At 40.7% G+C, this 23,785-nt stretch carries 17 protein-coding genes; 10 read left to right on the top strand and 7 right to left on the bottom strand.

Annotation, left to right across the window (positions count from 1 at the left end; genetic code table 11):
• Nucleotides 1-6: 6 nt before the first annotated feature.
• The 3 genes from AB6D58_RS00665 to AB6D58_RS00675 all read right to left on the bottom strand — a co-directional run bounded on the left by AB6D58_RS00665 (nt 7) and on the right by AB6D58_RS00675 (nt 6,304).
• Nucleotides 7-4,365, bottom strand: a complete 4,359-nt coding sequence (locus AB6D58_RS00665) for a TraI domain-containing protein (protein WP_372156091.1) — start codon at nt 4,363-4,365, stop codon at nt 7-9.
• A gap of 66 nt (nt 4,366-4,431) precedes the next feature.
• Complete coding sequence (locus tag AB6D58_RS00670) at nt 4,432-5,472, bottom strand: hypothetical protein (protein WP_372156093.1); 1,041 nt, start codon at nt 5,470-5,472, stop codon at nt 4,432-4,434.
• Nucleotides 5,473-5,521: 49 nt separating this feature from the next.
• Nucleotides 5,522-6,304, bottom strand: coding sequence for a hypothetical protein (locus AB6D58_RS00675; protein WP_372156094.1), 783 nt, complete (start codon nt 6,302-6,304; stop codon nt 5,522-5,524).
• A 782-nt stretch (nt 6,305-7,086) separates the two neighbouring features.
• On the opposite strand from AB6D58_RS00675, the gene traF reads away from it, so the two are divergent.
• From traF to AB6D58_RS00690, 3 genes are read left to right on the top strand one after another with little or no spacing between them, the layout of a single operon-like run.
• A complete protein-coding gene (traF, locus tag AB6D58_RS00680) occupies nt 7,087-8,136 on the top strand; it encodes a conjugal transfer protein TraF (RefSeq protein WP_372156095.1) in 1,050 nt (349 codons plus the stop codon).
• A gap of 18 nt (nt 8,137-8,154) precedes the next feature.
• Nucleotides 8,155-9,717 carry a conjugal transfer protein TraH gene (locus tag AB6D58_RS00685; protein WP_372156096.1) on the top strand — a complete coding sequence of 521 codons (1,563 nt, stop codon included), beginning with the start codon at nt 8,155-8,157 and terminating at the stop codon, nt 9,715-9,717.
• A 2-nt stretch (nt 9,718-9,719) separates the two neighbouring features.
• Complete coding sequence (locus tag AB6D58_RS00690) at nt 9,720-14,102, top strand: conjugal transfer protein TraG N-terminal domain-containing protein (protein WP_372156097.1); 4,383 nt, start codon at nt 9,720-9,722, stop codon at nt 14,100-14,102.
• A 60-nt stretch (nt 14,103-14,162) separates the two neighbouring features.
• Here AB6D58_RS00690 and AB6D58_RS00695 read toward each other — a convergent pair whose 3' ends face one another.
• Entirely contained in the window at nt 14,163-15,752 is a 1,590-nt protein-coding gene (locus tag AB6D58_RS00695) for a hypothetical protein (RefSeq protein WP_372156098.1), read from the bottom strand.
• Nucleotides 15,753-15,986: 234 nt separating this feature from the next.
• On the opposite strand from AB6D58_RS00695, the gene AB6D58_RS00700 reads away from it, so the two are divergent.
• From AB6D58_RS00700 to AB6D58_RS00725, 6 genes are read left to right on the top strand one after another with little or no spacing between them, the layout of a single operon-like run.
• Entirely contained in the window at nt 15,987-16,757 is a 771-nt protein-coding gene (locus AB6D58_RS00700) for an OmpA family protein (RefSeq protein ID WP_372156099.1), read from the top strand.
• Entirely contained in the window at nt 16,750-17,166 is a 417-nt protein-coding gene (locus tag AB6D58_RS00705) for a hypothetical protein (protein WP_372156100.1), read from the top strand. Before AB6D58_RS00700 ends, AB6D58_RS00705 begins: the two co-directional genes overlap by 8 nt.
• On the top strand, nt 17,135-18,325 hold the full coding sequence (locus AB6D58_RS00710) for an EAL domain-containing protein (protein WP_372156102.1): 1,191 nt from the start codon (nt 17,135-17,137) through the stop codon (nt 18,323-18,325). Before AB6D58_RS00705 ends, AB6D58_RS00710 begins: the two co-directional genes overlap by 32 nt.
• 2 nt (nt 18,326-18,327) lie before the next feature.
• Complete coding sequence (locus AB6D58_RS00715; RefSeq protein ID WP_372156103.1) at nt 18,328-18,696, top strand: hypothetical protein; 369 nt, start codon at nt 18,328-18,330, stop codon at nt 18,694-18,696.
• A 1-nt stretch (nt 18,697) separates the two neighbouring features.
• The gene (locus tag AB6D58_RS00720) at nt 18,698-19,480 is read left to right on the top strand and encodes a hypothetical protein (protein WP_372156105.1); all 783 of its coding nucleotides are present in this window, start codon (nt 18,698-18,700) and stop codon (nt 19,478-19,480) included.
• Nucleotides 19,465-19,944 (top strand): hypothetical protein, encoded by a 480-nt coding sequence (locus AB6D58_RS00725; protein WP_372156106.1) that lies wholly within the window; start codon nt 19,465-19,467, stop codon nt 19,942-19,944. Before AB6D58_RS00720 ends, AB6D58_RS00725 begins: the two co-directional genes overlap by 16 nt.
• A gap of 60 nt (nt 19,945-20,004) precedes the next feature.
• Here AB6D58_RS00725 and AB6D58_RS00730 read toward each other — a convergent pair whose 3' ends face one another.
• Nucleotides 20,005-21,204, bottom strand: a complete 1,200-nt coding sequence (locus tag AB6D58_RS00730; RefSeq protein ID WP_372156107.1) for a hypothetical protein — start codon at nt 21,202-21,204, stop codon at nt 20,005-20,007.
• A gap of 3 nt (nt 21,205-21,207) precedes the next feature.
• Nucleotides 21,208-21,609 (bottom strand): hypothetical protein, encoded by a 402-nt coding sequence (locus tag AB6D58_RS00735; RefSeq protein ID WP_372156108.1) that lies wholly within the window; start codon nt 21,607-21,609, stop codon nt 21,208-21,210.
• A gap of 341 nt (nt 21,610-21,950) precedes the next feature.
• On the opposite strand from AB6D58_RS00735, the gene AB6D58_RS00740 reads away from it, so the two are divergent.
• Nucleotides 21,951-22,649: a hypothetical protein gene (locus tag AB6D58_RS00740; RefSeq protein ID WP_372156109.1), complete on the top strand. Its 699-nt coding sequence runs from the start codon at nt 21,951-21,953 to the stop codon at nt 22,647-22,649.
• A 259-nt stretch (nt 22,650-22,908) separates the two neighbouring features.
• Here AB6D58_RS00740 and AB6D58_RS00745 read toward each other — a convergent pair whose 3' ends face one another.
• Nucleotides 22,909-23,769: a DNA adenine methylase gene (locus AB6D58_RS00745; RefSeq protein ID WP_372156110.1), complete on the bottom strand. Its 861-nt coding sequence runs from the start codon at nt 23,767-23,769 to the stop codon at nt 22,909-22,911.
• Between the last annotated feature and the right edge of the window lie 16 nt (nt 23,770-23,785).

Genomic DNA, 23,785 nt, shown 5'->3' on the forward strand with positions numbered 1-23,785 from the left:
AGCTATTTAGTCTTTTGTGTATGTAAGGGTGATCTTGTTTTTGGTGCTAGCATTCTGTACCCATAGACCAGTCGCTATTTGCTCTAACTTATCTTCATCAAACTTTGAAAGAATCTTGAATGTACCGCGCTTACTCTCTAGGTACTCAACACACTGAATGATGAAGTCGGAAAGTACGATATCTACCGTCCCATCGCGATTTAGACGGCTTGGGTCCACACTGATAACCTCACCTTTCTTAATTTTCCCTGCCAGTAGTATCGTGAGGGACATGAAATCAAGGTTAGGGTAATCTCCCTCTTTATTGCATGAGATGTCTAGCTTAATGAATTCTGCTTGTACATCCGGAATCTTTGCACCACCTATGTCGAGCCTAGAGATAGCTCGTTCTAATGCTGCTTCAAGTTTATGGTCTAGTGACTCGTCTTGATGATCAACGTTTTCGGTTACAATCTCAACCTCTGGTTTACTGATCACACCGTGATCACTCGAGCCATTTATATCGACTGTCATTTCTTCAGAACTCTCAGCATCCACCATTTCGGAGTTCACACCCTGCCCAGTGTTCACACCATGAACACTCGATTGGGTGTTCACTTCATATCGTTCATTAATACCTACAACCTCTTGTTCCACAATGGATTGCGGGGTTTCACTTGCTTCAGCATTGTTAAAGGACTCTACTTCCACATCACCGTTTTTCAGTTGCTCATATGTATGTTCGTTGGCCTTAACAGATGTGTCCTTAACGGTTTGTGATGCTTCCACACTTTCAACATGAACAGCTTGCTCTGCTTTGTCCACCAGCGGTTCATCCTGTTCAGTGTTCACATGATGAACAGACAATTGGGTGCCACTGTCTTTGGATGGAGAGTCGGTATCCAGTTCTGTTTTACTAGAACCTTGTTTCGGACTATGCGTTTCCTTCGGTTCTGCAAACCCGTAAAGAACATCTGTATCGATGTGGTAGTTACGAACGTCTACTTTTTTCACCAAGCCAATAGCTTCTGCCTCTTCTGGCGTATGATCTATGCCTTTGAGGATAGAGATGAACATTGGCTTAGGAACTAAACCTTTCTTGAACTTAGGCTCAATCTTTAGGTTGCCTACAACGTGATTCCGCAATCTCTCAAGAAGAACGCTTTTACCAATTACAGGCTGGTCCGGGATTTCCTTCTGGGGTGAAGTAGTCGAGTCCACCTCTGCTTGGTTACTCTTCAGATCAGCTTTTTCTGCTTGACCCTTACTTGCAGACTTGTCGGTACCAGTGTCGGAGGCCAACTCTGTCTTTTGTGATGCTTTCTTACGTGCTTGTTTCTTTAACTCAGCTACAGACAAATTTGACTGGGCCGCAGGCACCGCAGCGGCACAAACACTTAGATTCATTGCTGGTGGAATGTTGGAGTTATTAACTTTGCCATTTGAATTAACCTCACCCGCGCTAGTTGAACTCTGTTCATCTGCAGACTTTGATGCGTCAGTTTGTGCTTTCTGATGTTTTACGTCATTTACACTGGCTGCCGGTTCTACTGGTACCGGACTTTCCGCTTTAGGGGATAAGTTAAACTCATTTTCAGGTAAAGCATTACCATCAACATATGCCAATACCGTATCTACGAATGATTGTTTGAGCTTTACAGTAGTCTTGTTACGACGCTCTACGTGGTTACCGTTAAACGCCCAATCAGGACGGCCCGCTCTTTTCTCGCTATCCACAAAGAATGGAGACTTAAACAGCATGAATGGGATGCTTCTAGTTTCTGCCAGAGTACGGTTGTTGGCACTTATGCCAACCCATTCAGCAAATAGCTCGGTAATGACATCTACTCTCGGTTTATGGGAGACAATAGCATTGCCAACCGCTAACTCTTGGCCACCAGCATTAGGTTCCATTGGAGCTAAATCCGTTTGTAAAGGGGCATCATGAGTCATCTCTGGTGGTAGAGAGAATATATCATCGTAATCTGGCCCTTCTTGCTCATCATACATCGGCATGTCGCTATACATGTCCAGTGGCACTGATTCACTGTTAGGTGTGAAAGGCATATCCTGAGGTGTTGCTATAACAGCTTCGCCTGTATCTACATTTGTTGAGCCGTTTGATGGCGTAACCTCCCCAGTTTGGGCTAGTAATGCACTTCGTGATTTGCGGTCGTTCTTTTCATTTGGAATCTCTGCAGCCGACGAATCTACGCCTTGCACTAAACTTTCTGGAGCATCATGCACTTTGGTTTCCGCGACAACTGCTGGTGGTTGGTCTAAAGAGAAAACATCCACACTTGCTCTTTGTACCGGGCTCTTTTCATCCGACTGGCTCTTGGCTGCCCTCATAGCTTGCTGTCGAGGGCGCGCAGGCTTGCTTGATGAAGAGCCAGTATTTTGCTTAGGCTTAGATGCTTCTGTAGAGGGCGTAGCTTGATTTTGTTGCTGTGGCTTAGGCTTTTGCTGTTGAACTCCCTTAGAACGCCCTTGTTGCGCATTGGAGCCAGCCTGTGCATTAGTTTGTTCTTTAACTTCACCTTTTTTAAGCTCAAGTGTCTTCTCACCAGGCATTGAGTCAGGATCGTTTTGATCAACTTGAGTCTTAATTTTCTTGACAACGTTAAACGATGCTTCTGGGTCAAGAATGTCTGTGCCTTTCGGCTCAGCTGATTCTTCCGCTGGACGCTCATGGATATGCTCAATTACATCACCGTCACGAAGGAACTCTAAAGAGTGTTCCATATTCAAACTCAATACACCTGTGATCGATGGCGGCAACTCGTTTTTTCCAAAGAGTAGGGCGGCATGCTCCAGAATTACTACAGGACAGAAACCAACCTCACGCTCATAGGTAACCATTTCCTCTCTGGTGTTCTTATCACGCTTAAAAACTTCCTTAGTCGGTGCGAAGCGGGGTAGAAAGTTATTTGCATTGACCTTTCGAATGAAGTTTGACGAGCTTAATTGCTTACCCAACTCCATAGCACTGTAGTTTAGGATAGCTTTAGTCTCTGGTGACTTGTTGATTACTGCCTGTTTGAGTTGGTTAAGTGCTTCTGGGTAACGCAACATTACGTAGCCCGACACGACAAACACATTCTTCATGAAGTTTTCGTACTCGAGCATATACGGCAGTTCCCGCATCATGAGCTCAGCAATACTCGCATTACGATTGTTGAGGTGGAAATCAGAACGGATTTTCTTATATGACAAATGCACCGATAGTTCTTCACCACGGTTTAGAGCATCCATTAGATATTTATCACCACCTTTCTTTCCGGATAGGATCGAACTTACTTGTTCATACAGACCAAAGCCCGGATCAGGGGATGAAGTTAGAAAGTGTCGCGACTCAGGCGTTAACAGTTTATCAAGTAACGAACTTGCCATACCTTCATGTCGTTTGAAACGACCTGCTGAGTTCATATAACGAGACGCATCATTCATATCAATGTAGTAGCGAACAATTTTGCGATCTGCACAGAACTCATTTAAAGAGTTAAGCATCGGGTTCCATCGATAGATTTTGCCATTAGCGTCCTCGCAAACAACAACCATATCGGTGATCGCCTTACCAACATCATGGAACAAACCAATTACCCAGGCAGCGTACTGCCATCTAGGACGGCGACGAGCCTCATAGTCATTCATTGCGATCGGAGGTAAATCCCAAGACTTCGCGTATTTGAAAGAGATGCTTGCCACTTCCAGAGAATGCTTTAGCAGACCTCCTGGCCAATTGTGATGATTGGACTCACTTGCTGGTAGTTTTCCAACAAAATCTGCAAGGTTAAGAATGAGCTGTCTGTAAAGCGTATCGAAGTTGTAGTAGAGATCTCTTTGCTCTTTAGATTCTGTCACATCGAATGTAGGAAGATCATGTTCATCTTGTCGCCAATGCTTGGCCAACATGAGTGAAGTATCATCCACACTGTTACGCGCATCTTCCGCAAGTTTCTTCTCTACATGGTTCTTATATGCCGAACGAATACCTTTGATTACAGGGACGCGATCAAGGAATGATTTTGTACTCTGTTGGTGATCTTCTTTTGCGGTGTTTGCCTGAATCTCTTTGTATACCTCACGGTGCGTTAATCGTCGCTGCTTTTCTCCGTTGGTAGCGTTAGTTATCAGGTTCGCTTTTTGAATCTCGTAAATCTCTGTAGCTTCGGGTGCTCCGCTTAGGCTTTGTAGCTGCAATAAGTAATTTGCTAGCTCCTCTTCATCGAGTATGTCTACAGATGAGATCGGTTTGATTCCTTCACGCGTTTGCGTTTGTTCATAACCCACTCCATTTTGTTGTGCGACCTCTGGAGTGAATGAAATTGAACTCTCTGATTTTTGCTGCTGATCAGCTGGTGGTTGTTGTTCTTCTGTATTCATCTTGATGATCGTGTTGAGGGCTAAAAAAAGGCGGTGTAGAAACCGCCTTTGTTTTGTTTGATTACATTATGCAGTTTTAGCGACTTGTTCTTTTGTCGCGTTCGTCTGTGCAGATTCTTCACTAACCTCTTCATCGTTCACGCCTGAAACTGTTGCCATGCGACGACGGAAGTTTGATTGAATGTTTTTGAACTGCTCAACTTTGATAGGAGAGCGTGCATCCATTCGAGTTCGAATCTTAGAAATGAAGCTCAGAGCGGTGAAAGCTTGACGGACTGACTGAATGATATCTGTCTTCAGTTGCTCCATGTCTTTGTTCATTGCGCCAGTAAGAATTACTTTCTCAATTTCGTGTAGTGCTTGGTCGGCATTACCCAGCATGTTGATGTAATCCCAGAAGAACGGATGTAGGAACACAAATTTGAATTCCACCGGAGATGACATCTCAATTGCAGATAGGCGTTGCTCGATACGCGGATCGTTCTCTTTGATGATCCCAACAACCTCTAAGTTTGAGCTACTTACTTCGTTAACGGCTTCGATTGTTTCTTTCGTGAAGTCGTCGAACAGTGAGTTGAACTCTTCTACACGTTGTGTTGCTTGAATTAAAGGAATCACATCAGAAGCAGCTAACATGATGTTTTGAAGTTCCGATTTTAGATAGCGTGACAATGTGTGTGAGCGGAACTGAACGATAGGAGTGATCGCGCTGTAATTTTGCGCCTCTTCATTCTCAACTACTTCTGACTTAGAAGCGATAGCAGCAAGCATTCTCTGCGTAGCTCTTTGGCGACCGCTTGCACCAGATTGTTGGCGGCGACTGCCTTGACGTTTATTTTGCTCGTCTTGTTGCGTGTTAGTACCACGGTTCTGGTCACGTTTACGCTGTTGACGGTTATTTTCTTCGACTACTGCTTCTGGTTTTGCCTGCTGATCTTCTAGAGCCTCCACTAAGGCCTGTTGACCGTTATTTTTTTCTGTTGAAACTTCTTGTTGCTGATCAGTTTTTTGAGAGTTCTTTTCCTTTTGGATGCTTGTATCAGCTTCCGGCTTTGTTTTTTTTGCTGTTGGACGTTTATTTTCCACAGCTTTGGATACATCCGTCATCGACAAATCCTCAGTTTGAAAATTATTTTACGGTGATCAGGGTAGGGAGTTAGCCCACGTACATATCCTTTATGTCAGGATCGATATTGTAACTCTCTAGCGTGTCATCGTCGGTTTTAACTAAAAGTTCTGCATGTACCTTATCGATAGCGTTTATGTTGTCATATGCAGCTGACAGAGCTTCTGCTGCGGCCATCAATGGATCTTGTTGAACTTGGTCATCTTGTGGAGAGCCATTAGGATCTTGAAGTTGCGTTGGATTGTCAATAACTTTGTTAAGTTCTTCAGCAATACTTGTGAGTTCCCTAGATCCTATCTGTAGCTTGTGCATGAGAATCCGGTAGTGATGTATTTCCCTCTCAGTGCGAAGCACAAATTCTTTCTGCCATTCAGCTTCAGTTTTGTACTTGAACTTGGAGTCTGCGTAGAACCCAGGCATTAGACTACTTTGCGATGCGTTGATCTTAATATGATCTGTTTTAGTGAAACTACCTCGACCGCCAGGTTTAGACATCTGGTACTTAGCTGCACCCCAAGTTAACCTCACAGTATCCGTTGCGATTTTATCTGGCACACGAAAGTAAGGTCTGTACACAATAAAAGTTGAGCTAAGAAATGTTTCTGCAGGGAGCTTTGCAACTGCATTGTTTTGACGATGTTTTAGTATCTCGACTTCAGCTTTTACATTGGTCCAATATGACTCTTGTATTCGTTCGATTTCTTGCTTTGCTATGTCCCAAGTTTCTTGAAGATTTTTCAGAGCAGGGAACACTAATTTTTCTAGCCCCCCAATCTCGTGATCTTCAATCTTAATTACTCTACGTTTTGCCATTCTTTTTTGCCTAGGTATTTGTGTAGTTTTCTAATGGATTTTTCATTGGTTAATTTGGATTATTTTTCCAATCATTTTGTTAATGCAATTTGACGTCCTAATGAGGCATTTCAAATGGATCATTTTATTGGTCCAATTGGTGCTATACAAACTACCAAGATGATCTATGACTGAGGCTCGTAATTGCCTGGTGATCTAGTTGATCTAAATCTCGAACAATCTGGACGTTCTAAATCTCGAGAAGGTGATCAGTGTTTAGTAAGTCTAACTCTGGTGGTTTGAAACCTTCTGGATGATTATGAAATTTTGATGGCCCATAACCTTGGAATGGAAACAAATATACAGTAACGCTGATTTTTGGAAAAGCCCCAATTACCACTTAGTGAGAGTATTTGAGTGGTTTACTGAGTTGTGTATGAACCCTGAGCGGGGTTTATAGCTATCTATGGAAGGAATGAAGCCTAATCTTATTATAAACCGATTCTAATATTAGAGTTGACTCTAACTGGACAGATATTTTTCAGAATGGCGCTTATTTCTGTATGTAGCAACCACAGTAAAATAACTGTCAGATTATAATCAGCCAATAAATTGCTGTCAGATTATAATCGGGAGAAAAGCCATCTATACCAGCGTTCATGGTGTGAACAGTCGATAAGATTAATGCAAGCAATATCCATTTATCGTCTGATTATTAGACATTTGATTCTTTCATGTGATCATTGTTTTTGTTAAAATGTTGGTCTATCACATCCTTATATTTTAAGTATCGGAGCTCTAGTATGAGTCGCGTTTTTAAACGTGCCACTCTTTCTGCTCTCATTACTGGTTTAATTTTACAACCTTCTTTGGCCTCTGAAGAAGTGCCTGGCTTTGCTCAAGAATACCAACCTGACGGTTGGTACTTTTACGTAGATCCTGATGAAGAAATTGAACCTGTTGTCGAGCAAGAAAAAGTCGCACCAAAACCAGAAGAAAAACCAGAAGAAAACGAAGAGGAAAAAGAGCCTAATAAGGAAGTAGAAATCACCTCTGCTTGGTTAAGAGAAAATCTTCCTTTGTTGCTGGATGAAGCACAAGATAATCCAACGTATGAGAATGTTCGCCGTTACATGTACGCGCAGCGTATTGCGCTTGATCGAGCGACTCTTTTTTCAACTTTGTACGGTCAGGTTTCTCAGCGTGAAGAAGCATTAAATGAGACGTTAAGACGCCCTACAGCTGGTAACCAATTGTTGGTTATGAATGAAGAAATTGATAAGCACAAGAAGAAGCTTGTAGCGGATAACTATGACAACTTTGGTATTTTCTTTTATATGTCTAGTTCGTGTTCTTACTGTGCCGCGATGCTTAAAGAATTGGATATCATAAGACGTAAATTTAAGACAATTGATATTCTTCCTGTATCAATCGATGGTATGCCAATTCCTAACCGTCCAGATTGGGCAACTCAAACTGTTTATGACGATGGTACTTTAACCGAAATAATGCCGGTTCGAGTGACACCTACGTTTTATCTTATGAATAAACAAACAGGTCAAGCAGCAATGATGGTCAATGGATACATCAATGCGACTAAATTTGAATCTTTAATGTTTGATGTTATGCGTGTTACAGAGGTTATAACTGAAACCGAATATCAAACAGCAAAACAAGTTAAAGACATCCTCCTTGTACCAAATGGCGATGAATCTCCATTGATGGTGGACGAAGAAGAACTTTACGAAAATCCTGACTACCTAGCTGACAAGCTCCGCAAGACTTTTAATGAAAAATATATGGGTCCTGATCGTGAGTTTGATATCCCTGGCACTGTGCCAGATTCTAATTAATTTTATTGGAGTTAAGTGATGAAGAAAATCGCAACACTCTCACTTGCAGCGTGTATTAGTTTGTCTCTAGCGACAACTTCAAATGCTGGTTCACTTCGAGACTTTACTGACAGTGTATACCGTTCCTTTACTACCAGTGGTGGTCCAGATAACTTTCGTTCAAGTTCTGGTGATAACGTTTATACAGGAGGTGCTTACTCATTGCGCTTTGGAGTAGAGGATGTACAACTTATTGACTTTCAACCGCCTTCAGTTTCTGCCAGTTGTTCAGGTATTGATTTTTTTGCAGGTTCTATAGGTTTTGGTAGTCGCGATGAGGTGATCCAGTTAGGTCGAAACATAGCGGCAGCAGCAACTGTATATGCCTTTAAGCTCGCGCTTAATTCTGTGTGCCCAAGTTGTGCTTCTATCATGCAAAATATTCAAGCTTGGGTAGAAAAGCTAAACGCTTTAGCAAACATGAGTTGTCAAGATGCTCTTAAGGTTATGGAGGACGCTGATAAAGAAGAAGAATCCAAACCGCCTTCTGATTCAGATTGGAATACTTTTGGTCAAAAAGTTGAAGGTTGGACTGATCCTGAGAGTTATCTAGGTTCAGACACAACCGATAACTACCTGAAGCGTATTTTGGCAAAAGGTATTGAAATCGCTGATATGCTTGAAAAGAGTCCGGGTAAGATACCAGACACTACCGATATCGGTTTTTTTATTGCGTACAATACAAACATTCATAGTCACTTATTCCCTTTTTATGATGAAGATTTAGCGAAGGCTGCAACTTGGTCTGTTCTTTCTGAAGGTAAAAAATGTATTAGTGAAACACAAGAGACTGCCGATGGTTCTTATTGTGGTTTATCTAAGTCTGACTATGCACACCAATATTCAGATTTCATCTATGGGAATAACATGGGTGACTCTGCAGATATGAGCACACTGACACTACCTGACTGTCGTGAAACTAAAAGTATTGGCACTACTTCTTTTGGTTCATTTGTTGTTTGTGACTATACCGAGAAAACATACACTGAAGTTGTAAAAGCTTACCCAACGAAAGCTCCTGCTTTGAAGTATCAGATTATGGAAGACGTTTTCGGTTCTCAGGGTATTAACAGTGAAGGTAATCCTGTGATTGAAGATATTTGTGAGGGTGATTATGTCAAAAAGGGTGTTGACTCCATGTTTGCTAAGAACTTAACCGTAGGTAATGGTTACACAAACACTCTAACAGATAGCCAAGCTTGGATTGCTTCTTTACTTGGCACTCAATATACGCGTGACCTTTATCGTTTAAATGCTAAGGGTGAATACCTAGATATTACAGAAGTTAACAGTCATGTGGAGTGTGGTGCCTTAGTAGAAGTAGTGAGAGAAAAAACAGAAAACGTTATCGATCGTATAGAGAGCAAAGTAGTTGTAGAGATGATCCACTTTTCCAAGAAAGTTCAGTCTAAGGCTAAGTTTGCCGATGTTTGGCAAAAGGTTCAGGCTGCTGTGCTCAAATTAGCGGGTGATGTTAAGGGTTCTCTCGAGATTAGAAAGGCAGAGAACCTTGTGAAGAACTCTGAAGGAAAGGATGAATAATCATGGCACTTGAAATATACACAAGTGGTGATTTGGCCTTCATGGAATCAATTATGACAGGCCTTGGGCATGTTTATAATGATGGCTTCATGGGCCAAATATTTGCTATGGCTCTTTTGGCTAATGCTCTATTGAGTTTAGCCAAGTATATTACTGACCAAAAAAGTGGGTTTTTGACAAGTTTTTGGCAAGCGATATTTCTTTACTTAATAATGTTTTCATCTACGACCACCATTACTTTGTACAAAGAGAATGAAGGTTACCGACCTATTGCTGGCGACTTCCCTGTTGGGGTGATGTTTCCTGCTCATTATATTTCTTTGATTGGGCACAAGATAGCTGAGAGATTTAAAGAGAATATCGTAGCTGTAAACTATGGTTGGGGTATGACTAGCAACAATGCAATCCTCGATCATGGTTTGTCTCCGTTGGAGTCACTAATTGCGATACGAAATGCGAATGTTACTGGTCATTTCGAGAAGAGTGATCTTCTTTCAGATCCAGATGACCCAGGTAATGCATCTAGCGGTATTGAAGAATCAATGCAGACCTACTATACCGATTGTGTATTCAAAGCGATGGCAATTGCAAAGTATGACTCTGATGCGAAGAAATACGTTCAGAATTTCAATGCTTCGATAAACGCTGAGGACCAGTGGGAATCATTGTTTATTGATGAAGGTTGGGTTATCGACATAACGCTTGATGGACGCTCCTATTACACTACTTGTGCCAATGCGCATGGAGATATTGGAACAGCTCTCGCAGAGCGAGCAGAGCAACATGTAATGGGTGCTTTACTTTCATCAACTAGTGAAGACTCAACTGCTAACAAATCAGAGACGTTCGATAAAGTTCTTGATATGTGGATAGACATGGACAATGCAAACAATGCACAAAGCCTCTTTTCCTTATCTCGAAACTACATCACTCATTACACGTCTAGAGGGGCATGTTCAAAAGCTACTGCACTTGGTGAGGCTGCGGTTCAAACTTGTACTTCTCAATATGATTCGGTCATGGAGAGGCGATATAGCGAAGCATCAAAGTACGAAAGTTTCTTAGAAATGCTTGGGCCAATGATCACTTTTATTGAGGGATTTGTTTACGCTATTTCGCCCTTTGCAATAGTTTTAGTTCTATTTTCTGGTGCGGCTGGTCTGAAGATGATGGGTAAGTATTTCACTGCTTTACTTTGGATAGTTTTAATACCAGTTTGTAACGTTCTGGTTGATGTCTATCTGAACGTATACTTTAACAGGTGGTTAGCTTCTGCAGTCAAGGGTGATGTCGCGGGCAATTCTCTAGCATCAATCTCTGCTCAAGAATCGGTTTGGACTGATCTAGAATCGTTTGTTGCCTTTGCCGGCACTGCTCAAGCTATGGTGCCAGCGCTTGCAATGTTTATAATCTTTGCTGGTGTACACACATTGCAAGGCATGGGTGCTAGCTTGGCTCAAGGCGCAAGTATAGGTAAGGGTACGCTTCATGCGAACCAAGCAATCGCTGTAAAAGATGGTTCTGGCAAATTTTCTAACGACCAAATTGCTGAGACTAAGGATATCGAAGGTAATTTCAACGGTAAGGTGAATAGAACGTCAGCTACCCAGCTTGATGGAACAGCTACTGACCAGAAAATGTCAATCAATCCTGATACGACTTATTCTAGTAAATTGTCCACAGCTCAAACTGAAATGGCAGCATTTAAGGTGGCTAATGCTAACGGCTACCAAAGGGTGGTGGCTGAAAGTACAGCTATGGGTGATGGTAATTCTATTACTGAAGCTGGCGCCTCCCAGATGTCAAAGGTACAGATGAAAAATCATGCCTTCACGAATACTTTTGACAAGACTTACGGGGTGGATGAAAAAGCTTCTCGAGAGTTAGGTAGTAAGGTAGCAGCAGCCGCAGGAGGAGGTATTGATATTTCAGCAGGTGGAGATCTTTTTGGCGTTTTGGATTTAAGCGGCAAAGCACAAGCCTCACTTAATGCTGCACTAGAAGATAATTCAAAATTTGCAGAGGGCTCTACACGTGCCGAGAGAATTCAACAGGTACTTAATGAGATTCAGGGGCTAAATGAACAGATTAACGATGTTTATTCCAATACATCTAACAAAACGATACAAGCTAACAACACAGATACTTATACCGAACAAGATAATGAGACCAATGCGGTTGCAGCTGAATATGCAGCTCAAAAATCAAGGATCGATGAGCTTGCAGCTAATGATGCAGTTAAAATGGGTTCTTCAGCCTCGACCGGTACTTTCTTTGCCGATGCTGCATTAAGACCTGAAGCAGCCAAGGAAATCTTTAGTAACGGCGCTGACAACTTAATGAACACTCAACGCTCTTCGTTCTTAATGCACGCAGCTGGCATTGATGGCTTGAAGAATGAAGATATTGCAGATCCTCAGTGGAAGGCTATTCATAAGAATCTATCGGAGGGTACACCAGAGACTCTAAAAGATACCCACAAAGAAGCTTTATTTGAACGAATTAAGCAAAACGCAGGTATCAATGAGGAATCAACTCCGGAAGATGTAGCCGCATTCAACAAAGATTTGTCTAAATATGGAATATCTTCAAATGGTGATGGAAATTATTCGTTCGAGTCGGTGGATAGCGTTATGGCTAGACACGTTGGTATTCCAGAAGGTGATATGGAGGCATATCGTCATAAACTTGATGGAATGAACAGAGCAGAACGTGCTGCAGAGCTATCCAAGTTCGCTAATAGTCTTAATAAGGATTTGTCTGACATGAGTTCGACTAACTTATACGAGGCAATTCAAGCAAACGCTGATACTTTTGGAGCGTTAGCAGAGAAGGGCGGTCATTTGGTTGAAGGTACGCATAATGGTGTTCATGGCGGTATGAAAGGCTATGCGACTGAACTTGGTAATTACGCTGATAAGATATCGGATATTTCGAGTGGTATTGGCAGCGTCGATGATAAATCAGAATTCCTTGATAAGATTTTAGCTAAAGGCGAGGGTGCTGAAGCTAAACAAGCTCAGTTGCTGGAACGAGGATTTACCGGTAATGGTTCAGGTACTATTGATGCAAAAAGAGCGAAAATCACGACTGAGGCCGGTGTCGTTGCAAGCACTGTAGGGGCAAACATATCCCAGTCTCAATCGGTTACGCCTAATCCCGAAGATTTTACTACTGATGTGAGTGCGCTTTACAACGAAGCTGCTGCTGGTGCTGGTGCATTTACTTCTAAAGTAGACAACAATCTGGCTAACAGTAAGCAAGACTTCATTGATAATGTTGAAGCTGTTCCATTGGTTGGTGATACTTTGTTGTCGTCTGTTTTTGATACTCACATAGATAACAATGACATAATGGAGATCCAGCGCCCATCGAATATAGAGCCAGCTGCTGCAGTTTATGAAGAGTTCTTAGAAAGAAATGATTCATTTGCTCAGCTTCTATCAGGTTCGCCTAGCATTTCTGAAGCTACAGTTTCTACTTTAAGAGATGTTATTCAAAGTGGTTCTGCTGATAAGGCTGACATTGAACAGCTTAAGTCGGAACTTGATCCATCAAAAGTAGATAATTTCATTAAAGAAAATGATGAATTTATTTCTGCAACTGAAAATCTGAGAGATAAAGGTAACGAACATCAGCAAATGGCATTTACTATGATGATGGCGGACAAGGGCCTTTATGACGACTATAAAGCTTTTGAAGCTGATGGATCTTCCGACTTGGGTAAATTGGACAACTTCCGTCAGAACCTACAGGAACGTACAGTTAAGCCTGTAGCAGCTGAAATTGCGAATACTGTAGATAAAGCTCAAGTGACTCAGCAAGATTTCATAAATGGCGTTGCCATGAGAAGCATGAACGACAAGTATGCCGAACTGGTTAAGCCATTAAGTGAGGTATCAAACCTTGAAGGGTGGCAAAGTGATGTGACTGATTATCTTACTGGTAGAAGTGATGATCTAACATCTGCAGTAGAAGCATTTAAAGGTAAGGAGATCTATAACGACAAGGAAGCTTTGACGGTTCGTTTAGAGTCAGCTAGAGAGGTGTATGACGATATGGATGAACTTCAAGGAAATCTTAAAGAAGAAAGTCGAGTTCGCTATGCTTCAGCATTGTATGTTGCTCATGGAATTACCGACAATGAAATGCAAGAGGTAATGTCTAGCCCTCACAATAAGGCAATGACTCACCCTCGCGATACCGAGCAACACGCAAATGCGGGACCGGTATCAACCGCAGCTTTAGACATGTATTCGCTAAATGATGAAATTATTGGCAAGTACAATGTGGACAAACTAGCTAATGAAGCAACAGATGATGTTGGTCATTTTGAGTGGAGTGGTGGTATATCGGCAGCATTTAAGCGTTTGACAGGAGGTTAAACTTAGTTAGACGCAAAATAAAAATGAATGAAAGGGGCCGACGGGCCCCTTTTGTTAACTTCAGTATCTAAATACCTCGATATTGGCATTTTGGATTTTCGAAGCTAATTGCTTAGTTACCTTAAATTTAGGGTACTCAAGCTTTGTTGGTATTCCACACATTGCACTATTGGTTCTATAAGGTTTTATATATTCGAACAATCGCGCACCTTTATAGTTGATTTTTTCTATCTGTGATGACTTACTTGCATCTCCTTTATATCCAACCCTATGACTCAACAAGCGGTTACGATATTTACGATTGTAAGTTTTAAACTCACTCTCCATTCTTGTTACCAATGGTAATACTTTTCGTTGACCATCTATTGTTAACTCGATTCCCCACACAGGTACATCGTTATAGTCAATGTTCGTAGGTAGGACTTCACCGCCAGTAGGAAGAGAGATTTTGTTTTTCACCTCTTCTTTAGTTAGGTTCCAAGTAACACCGACTGGCTGGCTAGCAATAGGGTCTGAACCGAACTGACTACTAGGTAGCAATATTGGAGCGTTGTATCCAGGCACGTAAATAGTCTGGTTTAAAGTAGCTAGTTTTAAATTCGATGGTATTACTTGATGCTGAGAGAGTAGGTCGAAACTCGCATTCTTACTTTGTCTCAAGAATGAATGCCATGATTCGATACTTTCTGATAGTTGAATGCCTCTGCAACCATAATTATAAAAGGCCTCAGAAGTAAAGTTACCAAACGGGTATGACGAACTTAAACTTCTCAACTCCTTTGCACTAGATGCAAACCAAGGCACAAAGTGTGGAACACCTTCCAATGGCGAAACTTGAAGAGTGACAGATTCACCTTGGATATCGATAACTTTTAACGTCAGAGGGCGTTTAAGTTGTTCAATGTATGAATCATTGATCAGTGTTCCTATCTTAAGGTTAATTTCGTACTCCGCACGTTCTTGTTCGGTCAAACTCAACCACTCTTGGTTAGTAGCGTTCGCGGTTGATAGTTGATCCTCTACTTCTCCCATCTTCTTTTTTAACTCAAACTCTTTCACTAAGTCGTTGAGAGGGAAGTTAATCAATTTGTGACTGTAGCTATCCAATACCTGCTGTAATGAACTCTCGCTTTGAATTTGATACGCCGTTAACCCATAGAGTGTCTCTAGTTCAAGGGCTTGAGATTTCAGATTGGTAGATGCTGAAATTGAGCTATTGATAAGAGCTGAACGGGTTTCATCCGACTCTAGTTTGTCTACCTTTCGTTTGATCTCATTTGTATCAAAGCTAACCGTGGCTCTAATGGTCATAGTCACAAGATCATTTTCAATCTTGATGTCGTAATCTTCATTCTTAACTTGAACCATCGCAGCGGCGACGAATTTGATCTTCTCTTCATAATTATTGCCGCTGAGGGTTTGAGTAGAGTCTATGTATGTAGGAAGAATGTTTACCGTCTCTTCAATTAACTGCTGCTTTGCCAGAGCTTTAATTTCTCGCATTGGAGTGTTCACATTAGCTTTCAATGTGGTTGTTCTATCTTCTGTGACGAGACGAGTAACAAGATTGTCGGCACCGAAAGCTGTGTAGCTATTGATATACGTCGCAGACAAAGATGTATAAAGTAAAAACTTGATAATCGATTTCATTTGTAGATACCTTAACTTCTGTGTTTCTAAGGGGTTGGCGATACATTTGTTGAGTCAAGTATCGTCTAACCCTCACCAATTACAATTAAGCAGATGATATCATTTTTCTTAAGCTGCTTGATTTTCGTTCAGGGTGATCAGTGTTCTAAAGTGAGGGAATTTTTAGGTGAATGCTTCTATCATTGGTGGTAGTATTTAAGTTCACCTCAAAAAAATAAAAATTTTGGTTAATCAATGAAAAGCAAGAACGGTATAGTTGTACCTGTTCTGGCTACTCTTATGCTATCAGCTTGTACATCATCTGATTACGCATCTGATGAGTATTGTCAGGACCCTTCTCATAGTCATGTTGTGCCTGTTAAGCATCATGAGTCATTAGTCTATGCTGGGCCAACCAGTGAAGTTGGTTATGAAAACATTTATGAGCGCTATTCTAAATTGGATACCTTATATTTCGCACCTTCATTTAGGCTTGTAGAGGGAGCACTCCTAGTCAAAGCTGATCCACATTTGAATGAGGTTTACCCATCCGGTAATCACTTTGAAGAATGGATTATGGTTCAAACAGGCAAGCACCACCAAGTATGCACAGATCAGTTTCCTGCTTGCCTATCAAATGCTGAACTAGAAGAATATCTTCAAGCAACAGGTTCTCATGCTAAAGATTATGACCGTAAGGCTTATCTAGATAGCATTGGTTCTGAAGACAATATTTACTTTGACTTTGATAGCTCGAAGTTAACCGATAAAGCTGTCTTTGAGGCAAAACAAATTGCCGAGTATTTAGATCGTTACCCATCAAAGAAGATATTGATTTTAGGCTCTGCCGATTCTATTGGTTCTAAGAAATACAACAAGCGATTGAGTCGTAGCAGAGCTGAATCATTGAAGTCCGAGTTAGTAAGCTTAGGGATACCTGAGTCTCAGATTGTATTGAGCTGGCAAGGTGAATATCAGAACGGTATCGGACCCGAATTTCGTGTAGCTGAAATTGATTATGAGTAAACAACAGAACGAAATTACCTTATCGAGACCATTTATTTCCGGCATGTGGTTGTTTTTGCCGGTATTTTTAGTTGTTAACTATGGTTTTGTTAATGGTATTTTGAATGATTATTCTGTAGCGATATTCCCATTTATCCTAAGCTGGATATTGGCGCCACTTTTTCTTATAAAGAAAACGCTTAAGGTAGGCGACAAAGGGGAAAGTATCACTATTAGCGAAGATGTGATCATTGCCAAGTGGACTTTGAAAAGTTCTCATTCTTTGAAAGGAAAAAATGACCTAGAACTTATTCAGGAGAAGTATTTAGGTAAGTCTTATTATGTGATTAAGGGCCAGGGTTTGATCATTTCACTTTATGGTCTTAAGGATAAACAATATGAGTGTTTCAGAGCATTATTTGATAACTGATACCTCTGATAATTCAAGATCGCTGACGCTGGGTGTTATTGCTTCACTAAATGTAATGACTTCTGGGGTACTTGGTAACGCCTTTTCCAGTCTCGCACTACTTTCACATGAAATAGTTAATAGATTTGAATCTATGGGGTTATCTTTAAACTCGTTTAGTGTAGTGGAACAGAAGATATTCATATCACTAACTTTGTCTCAAAATGATGAGAGTTTTCTCGTTAGTACATTTTCAGCGATCAATGACATAGCTAACAAGCATGGGGTTCACCTAGACTTCAACTTAGTTGATATAAATGACCCTATGCAAATTTCTAGTAATCGCGATCTTACAGAAGTAAAAACTTCGTTGGCAACCTTACTGCCCAAGAAGGAACGCTTTTCAAAGCTAGAGCTTTTAAATGCTATCAATGGGAAAAAGTTCTCAATCCATTGCCAACCGCTGGTGGATTTATCTACCTCAAGAGTGAAAGGTGTAGAGTTCTTAATCCGTTGGGAACATTCTGATTATGGAATGTTATACCCAGATTCCTTTTTGCCGGAAATCGAGAGGTTCGGTTTGGAGACTGATTTAGATTTACTAATTCTTGAAGAAGCTCTTTCTCAACTTAGAAAATGGAAAAACAGCAAGCAATTCAGAAGGCTATCTATATCGGTCAATCTCTATTGCTGTTCGTTAGTTTCTCAAAGGTTAGTGGATTGGTTGTCCTCTATGGCTGAAAGTGAACGAGAATTGGTGTCAAAGTTAATATTAGAAATTACGGAAACTGGCCACATTGAGGATGGCGGTGTCGCACATAATAATATGAAGTATCTGCAAAGTTTGGGCTTTTCTGTTTCGTTAGATGATTTCGGAGCAGGAACGACCATTTGCTCTTATCTCACTTACTTGAACCCAAATGGAATCAAAATTGATCGCGCCCTTATCAATACAGCTTTTAGTAAGGATAGTGCTAAGTCGCGTGTAGCTTTAAAAATGCTTAGATCGATGATTGGTTGGGTTCAGGAAATGGAAAACGTAGAACTTGTCGTCGAAGGAATTGAGTCGTTAGACCAATTGGAATACCTAAAAGGTTTAGGTGTAAGTGTCGGGCAAGGTTACGTATACAGTAAACCCTTACCAGTAAACCAACTACTAGAGTCTTGTGAAGGAATATAAAAATGTCTTTTGAAGCAGAAACCTCGGATGATCAAACAAGTGCTGTCGGTTCAGATAACCAGACTCAATCAAACAACGAAGGTCAGCCATCTCGACGATCTCAAACTCAAACTCCGAAGTCGCGCGCAAAATCTAAAAACTCGGTGTTCGGCAGTAAGGCCATTTTGAAAGGCCAGGCTAAATTGGCAACTACTTCTCAACTAAAAGTCACATACGAACTTTTAGGTACCATCTTGTCTGAGCGTGAACGCGCGGATGCAGAAGCTCTGAGAATTGAAAAAGAACAAACTGAGCAAGCTGAGGCATTACTGGCTCAAGCAAAAGCATCAGGCATACCTGATCATATTCTTCAGAAAGTCATGGCTAAGTAGATTGGCTATTTATGTACTTTCACTCGGCATAACTTGTTTTTTTGTATTGTTGTTTTTGCGGTTTTTTACAAATAAAGCCGACATCTTAATGTTTAAAAGAGGGCATTCCTCCTTGGTTATTGCTTTGGGTTCAATCGGTACTCCGATTCATGAAATTGGTCATGCAATCACTGCAGTATTGTTTGGCCATAAGGTTTTAAAGGTTGAGTTATTTAACCCTAAGCCCAATGGTCAACTTGGTGTTGTTCACCACTCTTACGACCCGAGTAAGTTTTACCACCGTATAGGATGTTTTTTTATAGGTATAGCACCTATTTTTTCAGGATTGATAGCTTGTTGGGTCCTAACTTCTGTCTTATGGCCGGAGTTTTCAGTCGATGAGCTAGTCATGAGTGTTTCGCGGATTATTCAGCAAGACGGTCTTATTAGTGCTGTGGAATGGTTTTATAGAAACACATTTTCATCACACCTTGATATGTGGCTATTGGATTGGAAGAGATACTTACTGTGGGCAGTTCTTGTAACGTCAGTAGTTAAGCATATGCTTCCGTCAATGCCCGATATGGATGGTGTGAAACGTGGGGTGATTCATTTCACTGTGTTCCTCTATATTTGCTACTGCTTGTTTCCTAACCTGGTATCAAATTTCTTAGAGTCGCAGTTACTGTTTTTACTCTCAATATTGGTTGTATTTGTGGCGTATGTAGTCATGAGTCAACTGGTCATACTCGGTTTATCTCAACTTTTATATATACGGAAGAAAAGAAAATGTTTAAAAACGTAAAACATGCACGTAATTTAGCATTGATGATGCTAATTTTTTGGATTACCTTTGACTTTGCAGGTATCTACTCATTGTCGATGGCGGGTGCCGTATCAACTGGTGTAGTTCTTTTGGTTTTTCAATTTATTGTTCATCAATTTGGTACTCAAATGGTTCAGAACAATAAGAACGTTAAGAACTCTGACTTGAAAAACGCGTTGATCGTAGCTGGTCTGCCACTTGGCGAACGTATGAGTGAAGCTACGGTTCGTAAGGCTTACGGTGGCCATAACGCTAAAATTCTTCTTTTAGCTCCTGCTGCAGCTCTTGCATACACTTGTTCTAAGGTAGCTTTCTCTATTGAACCTGTGGTGTTTGCCGGTATCTTCCTTTCGGCTGCTTTCTTTATGGCAATGTATCCTATTTACATGGCAAGCAACGCTGAAGCTCAGTCATCAAGCGAGAAAGTAGCAGAGTCAAAATAAGGTTCTAAAATTTCCTCTTGCACAAAAAAGCCACTTTGCAAAAAGTGGCTTTTTTATTAATTAAAGAGAGTATTGGACCCCGTTAATATTAGCATCCATATTCTTTATATTGATCTCTGATTTAACGACATTTCCATTAAGCTTTACCATGCCGTCTCTAATGAATGCATTGATCCATTCGGGGCCTGCTATGGTGGTAGCTAACCCTACTGGCAACGTGATGTCAGCATTCAATATTGCGCTATCTAAGATCGAGAAAACGTTCTGCTTGGTAATTGACTCGCGTGAATACTCGTCGAATTTCAGTTCCGCGTTTACATTTAAAGGTGTGCTTTCAAGGTCTTTAGCTTGAATTTTGACTGAAGCTTCACCACCGACTTTAGCGTAATCAAAAATAGCTGTAAGGTTACTTACTTTAGTCGCTAGGTCTGTTGCAAAGGCGTTACTTGCTGCGCTTGCTAGTGATGATAGTCTTTGGTCAGTAAGGTTTGTAAACATCAGATCTGATTTGAAGTTCTTCAGACCAGAAATTTGTTCAATGCTGGCATTGATTGCTAAATCAAACGTATCATCTTGTTTCGGGTGCACAACAAAATCTACAGTGGTCGATTTACTTACCTCTACTAATCCGACGTTCACCGCATCAAACTTAACGCTGTATTTAACAGTGTTATTTTTGTTCATAGGGACATACTTTAATCTTGGCTGCTTAAAGCTCGCAGTATTACCCGCAGCATCAACGCTGATATCACCTAAAGCAGCTACTACAATAGTTGGATATTGTTGTTTGCCGCCTTCAATGAAAATAGCGGTTTCTGGAATGCCAATCTTTCCTGATGGAGTATTCAGCATGGCCGGTTTGAATCGCACATCACTCTTGAAGCCATCGAGGTTTATGGTTGTATCGGCAATTGCGTTTAATGAATTATTTTTTGCGTTTATCCAGTTGGGATACTGAGTCGCTGTATCGTCATTGATAGCGAAAGCTTTTGAAGTTAGTTGTATCCCCAAGCCTTCTTCAACCATAGCTACATTCGAAATAGCCTGCCACTCGAATCCATTAAAATCCGTTATTACACTTTCAATGAATAGGTTCCCGCTCTTGAAGGTGTAACCTGACTCAATCGAGGTGATCGCCGGTGTATTCAAAAGAACTTGATTATAGGTATTGAGAGCCATCTTTTGCGTGGCGTATGCACCACCAGCAACAGCGATAACCGCTACAGCCGATGCAATCATTGTATTCTTCATTTTCATCATGGTTTAATCTTTTGTGGCAACTAATGTGCAGTAATAACCATCGAAGTTATCGTTAGCTACTACCATGTAATCAGGGCGAAACGATTTTGTTTTAGAGGTTATATTCTGACTGTAAGTAGAATTATGCGAAGTTGATTCTTCTGCGGTTATTGTACTACCTGATAGAAATTTACTCAATTTGCTAACAGCCATCATTTCAGATGCTTTCTCATTTGAGTGGCATTGTGCTGCGTAAGAGGTGTCACTTTTTTCGTCATGGTACCCATCTGAATAAATCATATACTCGAACGAACTATCAAACATATCTTTCGAAACTTGCTTAGCTTCTACCATTACTCCAAGACTGGAAATGGTCAGAGTTGGCAGTAGTAATGCCGACTTTATCTTTTTGTTAAAATTCATCATTAAAATATCCACTCGTCGCATGGTTGATATGTGGTTGATATGTGGAGTTTGATGTTGATTATACCATCAACCTTTAAGGGTTAACTTTAAGGTTTGAGGTGATCAGCATTTATCGCGAACGTGCTATCGTTCGGGGTGCAACTATTGGAATGTAAAGCCTCAATGTAATGAATGATTACAGTGTCTGCCGCATAATTTTAACAAATTGGGTGTGGTAACTTATATTTATCGTTACAATCACTGTTGAAATGTGATCTTTACCCCATTATTTGGGTGGTAGTTACTTTTATAATGCAAAAAAACAACCTATAAAAATGTTGGCGCAGTAGGTAAATATATAAATGGCTATGCTTAAAACCGAAAATTATTCAGACTCTTTGGATGTGCTTAATTATGCAATTCAAACTATCCAATCAAATCGTGTTCTTGTACAGAATCGTAATCCACTAGATCCTGATCTGGGTAAGTTTTTATATAGCTGCCCAGTATTTATGGCTTACTTTATTAAACGTCATAGCAGAGACAATCCGTATAACGGAGTTAAGTCCTTTGAGCAATTTAGTAACCTCTCTATTGCTATGGATACCACTTCGTTCTTTCTAGAAACTGTAATAAATTCATCCGAAGTATCACCTAATGGTCAAGTAGAAGCTATAGCTGCGTTCTGCATGTTGTCAGAGAAGACTTTTGCATTACTTGAAGCTTTAGCCATTCCTGTTGACAAGAAAGTTGATATTGAGCGATTAAAGATAGCTGCATCTTCCCTTCTTATTAAAAATCATTTTCCTAAAGATGTAGTGCCAATGCCTAAGCCTGTTAAAATCTTAGGTGAGGGTTTACATGTTGACTCTAAAGCAAACTCAATGTGTGTGAAACTCGGTGATAACCTTAAAGTTAGCCATTTGGTATGTGATGTCATTGGTGTTAGTTCAGTTACTGTAGATTTACCACAAACTCAAGAGCGTATGGAAAGATCTCTCCTTACTGAAGTGGGTCGAACAATGCATCGAAACCACGGCATTGACCCTTTTTATCTTTAATCCCATGAATGGCTCCCAATTTAAGAGCCATTTTTTTTGGAGATAAAATTGTAATGATGTAAAGCTCTCCTAACCCCAAAAACAAAAAGTGCTGAAAATAACAATATGTCTAGCAAAATTTGCTTATGCTGAAAAATGTCCTGAGTCGCAGTGTATTGGTTGAGCAAGTGGATTAACAGTGAGGGTGCGCTGATTAACGACCACAACGCAACTAGTGACCATAGACACAGCTTTAAGCGGCTTTTCTCTTCATTGTTGATTATATTTTTAGGTAATTTAATTTTTCGCATAGTGATTTTATTCTTCTTGTTGAAAAGTTTTTAAAGGCAATGACTTCATCTACAGCATTTCGTTCAGTAACTTTAGCTGAAATGGTTCGCGGCACCTTGATGGTATAGAGCGTATATCCTGCCTCTTTGTACGCTTTCAGAAGCTTCTTATCGAAAATGGAATTGCTGATCATTATGCGAGTTGATTCAGGAAACCTTTCTCCAAACTCGATAACTTGTTCTTGCATCTGGTACGTAAATTTCTTTCCTGAGTAGGTTGTGAACATCTTCTTCCCAGCGTAAGGCGGGTCCAAATACACGAGGTCGATTTCTTTTGATGTGTCGAGTTCTGTAAAGCATCCGTTTGAAAGTTGCCAATTACTGATGATGGAGGCTGATTCGTTAGCTCTTTCGATGGTCCAAAGAGGAAATTTTTTAATGTCACCACGTGGGGTATTCATTCCGCCTTTCAGGTTAGTCCTAAATAACCCGTTGTAACAACAACGGTTGAGAAAAAGGAAGATTGAAGCAAGTTCATTATCGTATTCTTCCGCAAACACTTTCTCGTTGAAGTAATCGCGATGGCGGTAATATGTTTCTTCGTCATTTTCAGTTTCAAAGAGTTCGATACCACTGCTCTTTATGGTTTCATAGTAGTTTATTAAAGGAGGGTTCACGTCATTAGCTATTACGTTTTTAAACTCGTAATGTAATGAGAATCCACCAGAACCGATAAAGGGTTCCATAACCCGTAGGTTATCTAAATCATCAAACTCGTGATGCATGAGGCGTTCTAACGCCGTAGCGATAAACCCTTTGTTACCCGCCCATTTTAGTGCTGACTTCGCCATTGTATTTCCATTAAAT

Source organism: Vibrio sp. 10N.239.312.D08 (genome assembly GCF_041466145.1).
Classification (GTDB): domain Bacteria; phylum Pseudomonadota; class Gammaproteobacteria; order Enterobacterales; family Vibrionaceae; genus Vibrio; species Vibrio crassostreae_C.

Coding starts and splice junctions, on each gene's coding strand:
- AB6D58_RS00685 (WP_372156096.1), top strand. CDS start 8,155: ATGAAGAAAATCGCAACACTCTCACTTGCAGCGTGTATTAGTTTGTCT.
- AB6D58_RS00665 (WP_372156091.1), bottom strand. CDS start 4,365: ATGAATACAGAAGAACAACAACCACCAGCTGATCAGCAGCAAAAATCA.
- AB6D58_RS00735 (WP_372156108.1), bottom strand. CDS start 21,609: ATGATGAATTTTAACAAAAAGATAAAGTCGGCATTACTACTGCCAACT.
- traF (WP_372156095.1), top strand. CDS start 7,087: ATGAGTCGCGTTTTTAAACGTGCCACTCTTTCTGCTCTCATTACTGGT.
- AB6D58_RS00715 (WP_372156103.1), top strand. CDS start 18,328: ATGTCTTTTGAAGCAGAAACCTCGGATGATCAAACAAGTGCTGTCGGT.
- AB6D58_RS00730 (WP_372156107.1), bottom strand. CDS start 21,204: ATGATGAAAATGAAGAATACAATGATTGCATCGGCTGTAGCGGTTATC.
- AB6D58_RS00740 (WP_372156109.1), top strand. CDS start 21,951: ATGGCTATGCTTAAAACCGAAAATTATTCAGACTCTTTGGATGTGCTT.
- AB6D58_RS00695 (WP_372156098.1), bottom strand. CDS start 15,752: ATGAAATCGATTATCAAGTTTTTACTTTATACATCTTTGTCTGCGACG.
- AB6D58_RS00725 (WP_372156106.1), top strand. CDS start 19,465: ATGTTTAAAAACGTAAAACATGCACGTAATTTAGCATTGATGATGCTA.
- AB6D58_RS00745 (WP_372156110.1), bottom strand. CDS start 23,769: ATGGCGAAGTCAGCACTAAAATGGGCGGGTAACAAAGGGTTTATCGCT.
- AB6D58_RS00700 (WP_372156099.1), top strand. CDS start 15,987: ATGAAAAGCAAGAACGGTATAGTTGTACCTGTTCTGGCTACTCTTATG.
- AB6D58_RS00705 (WP_372156100.1), top strand. CDS start 16,750: ATGAGTAAACAACAGAACGAAATTACCTTATCGAGACCATTTATTTCC.
- AB6D58_RS00675 (WP_372156094.1), bottom strand. CDS start 6,304: ATGGCAAAACGTAGAGTAATTAAGATTGAAGATCACGAGATTGGGGGG.
- AB6D58_RS00690 (WP_372156097.1), top strand. CDS start 9,720: ATGGCACTTGAAATATACACAAGTGGTGATTTGGCCTTCATGGAATCA.
- AB6D58_RS00710 (WP_372156102.1), top strand. CDS start 17,135: ATGAGTGTTTCAGAGCATTATTTGATAACTGATACCTCTGATAATTCA.
- AB6D58_RS00670 (WP_372156093.1), bottom strand. CDS start 5,472: ATGACGGATGTATCCAAAGCTGTGGAAAATAAACGTCCAACAGCAAAA.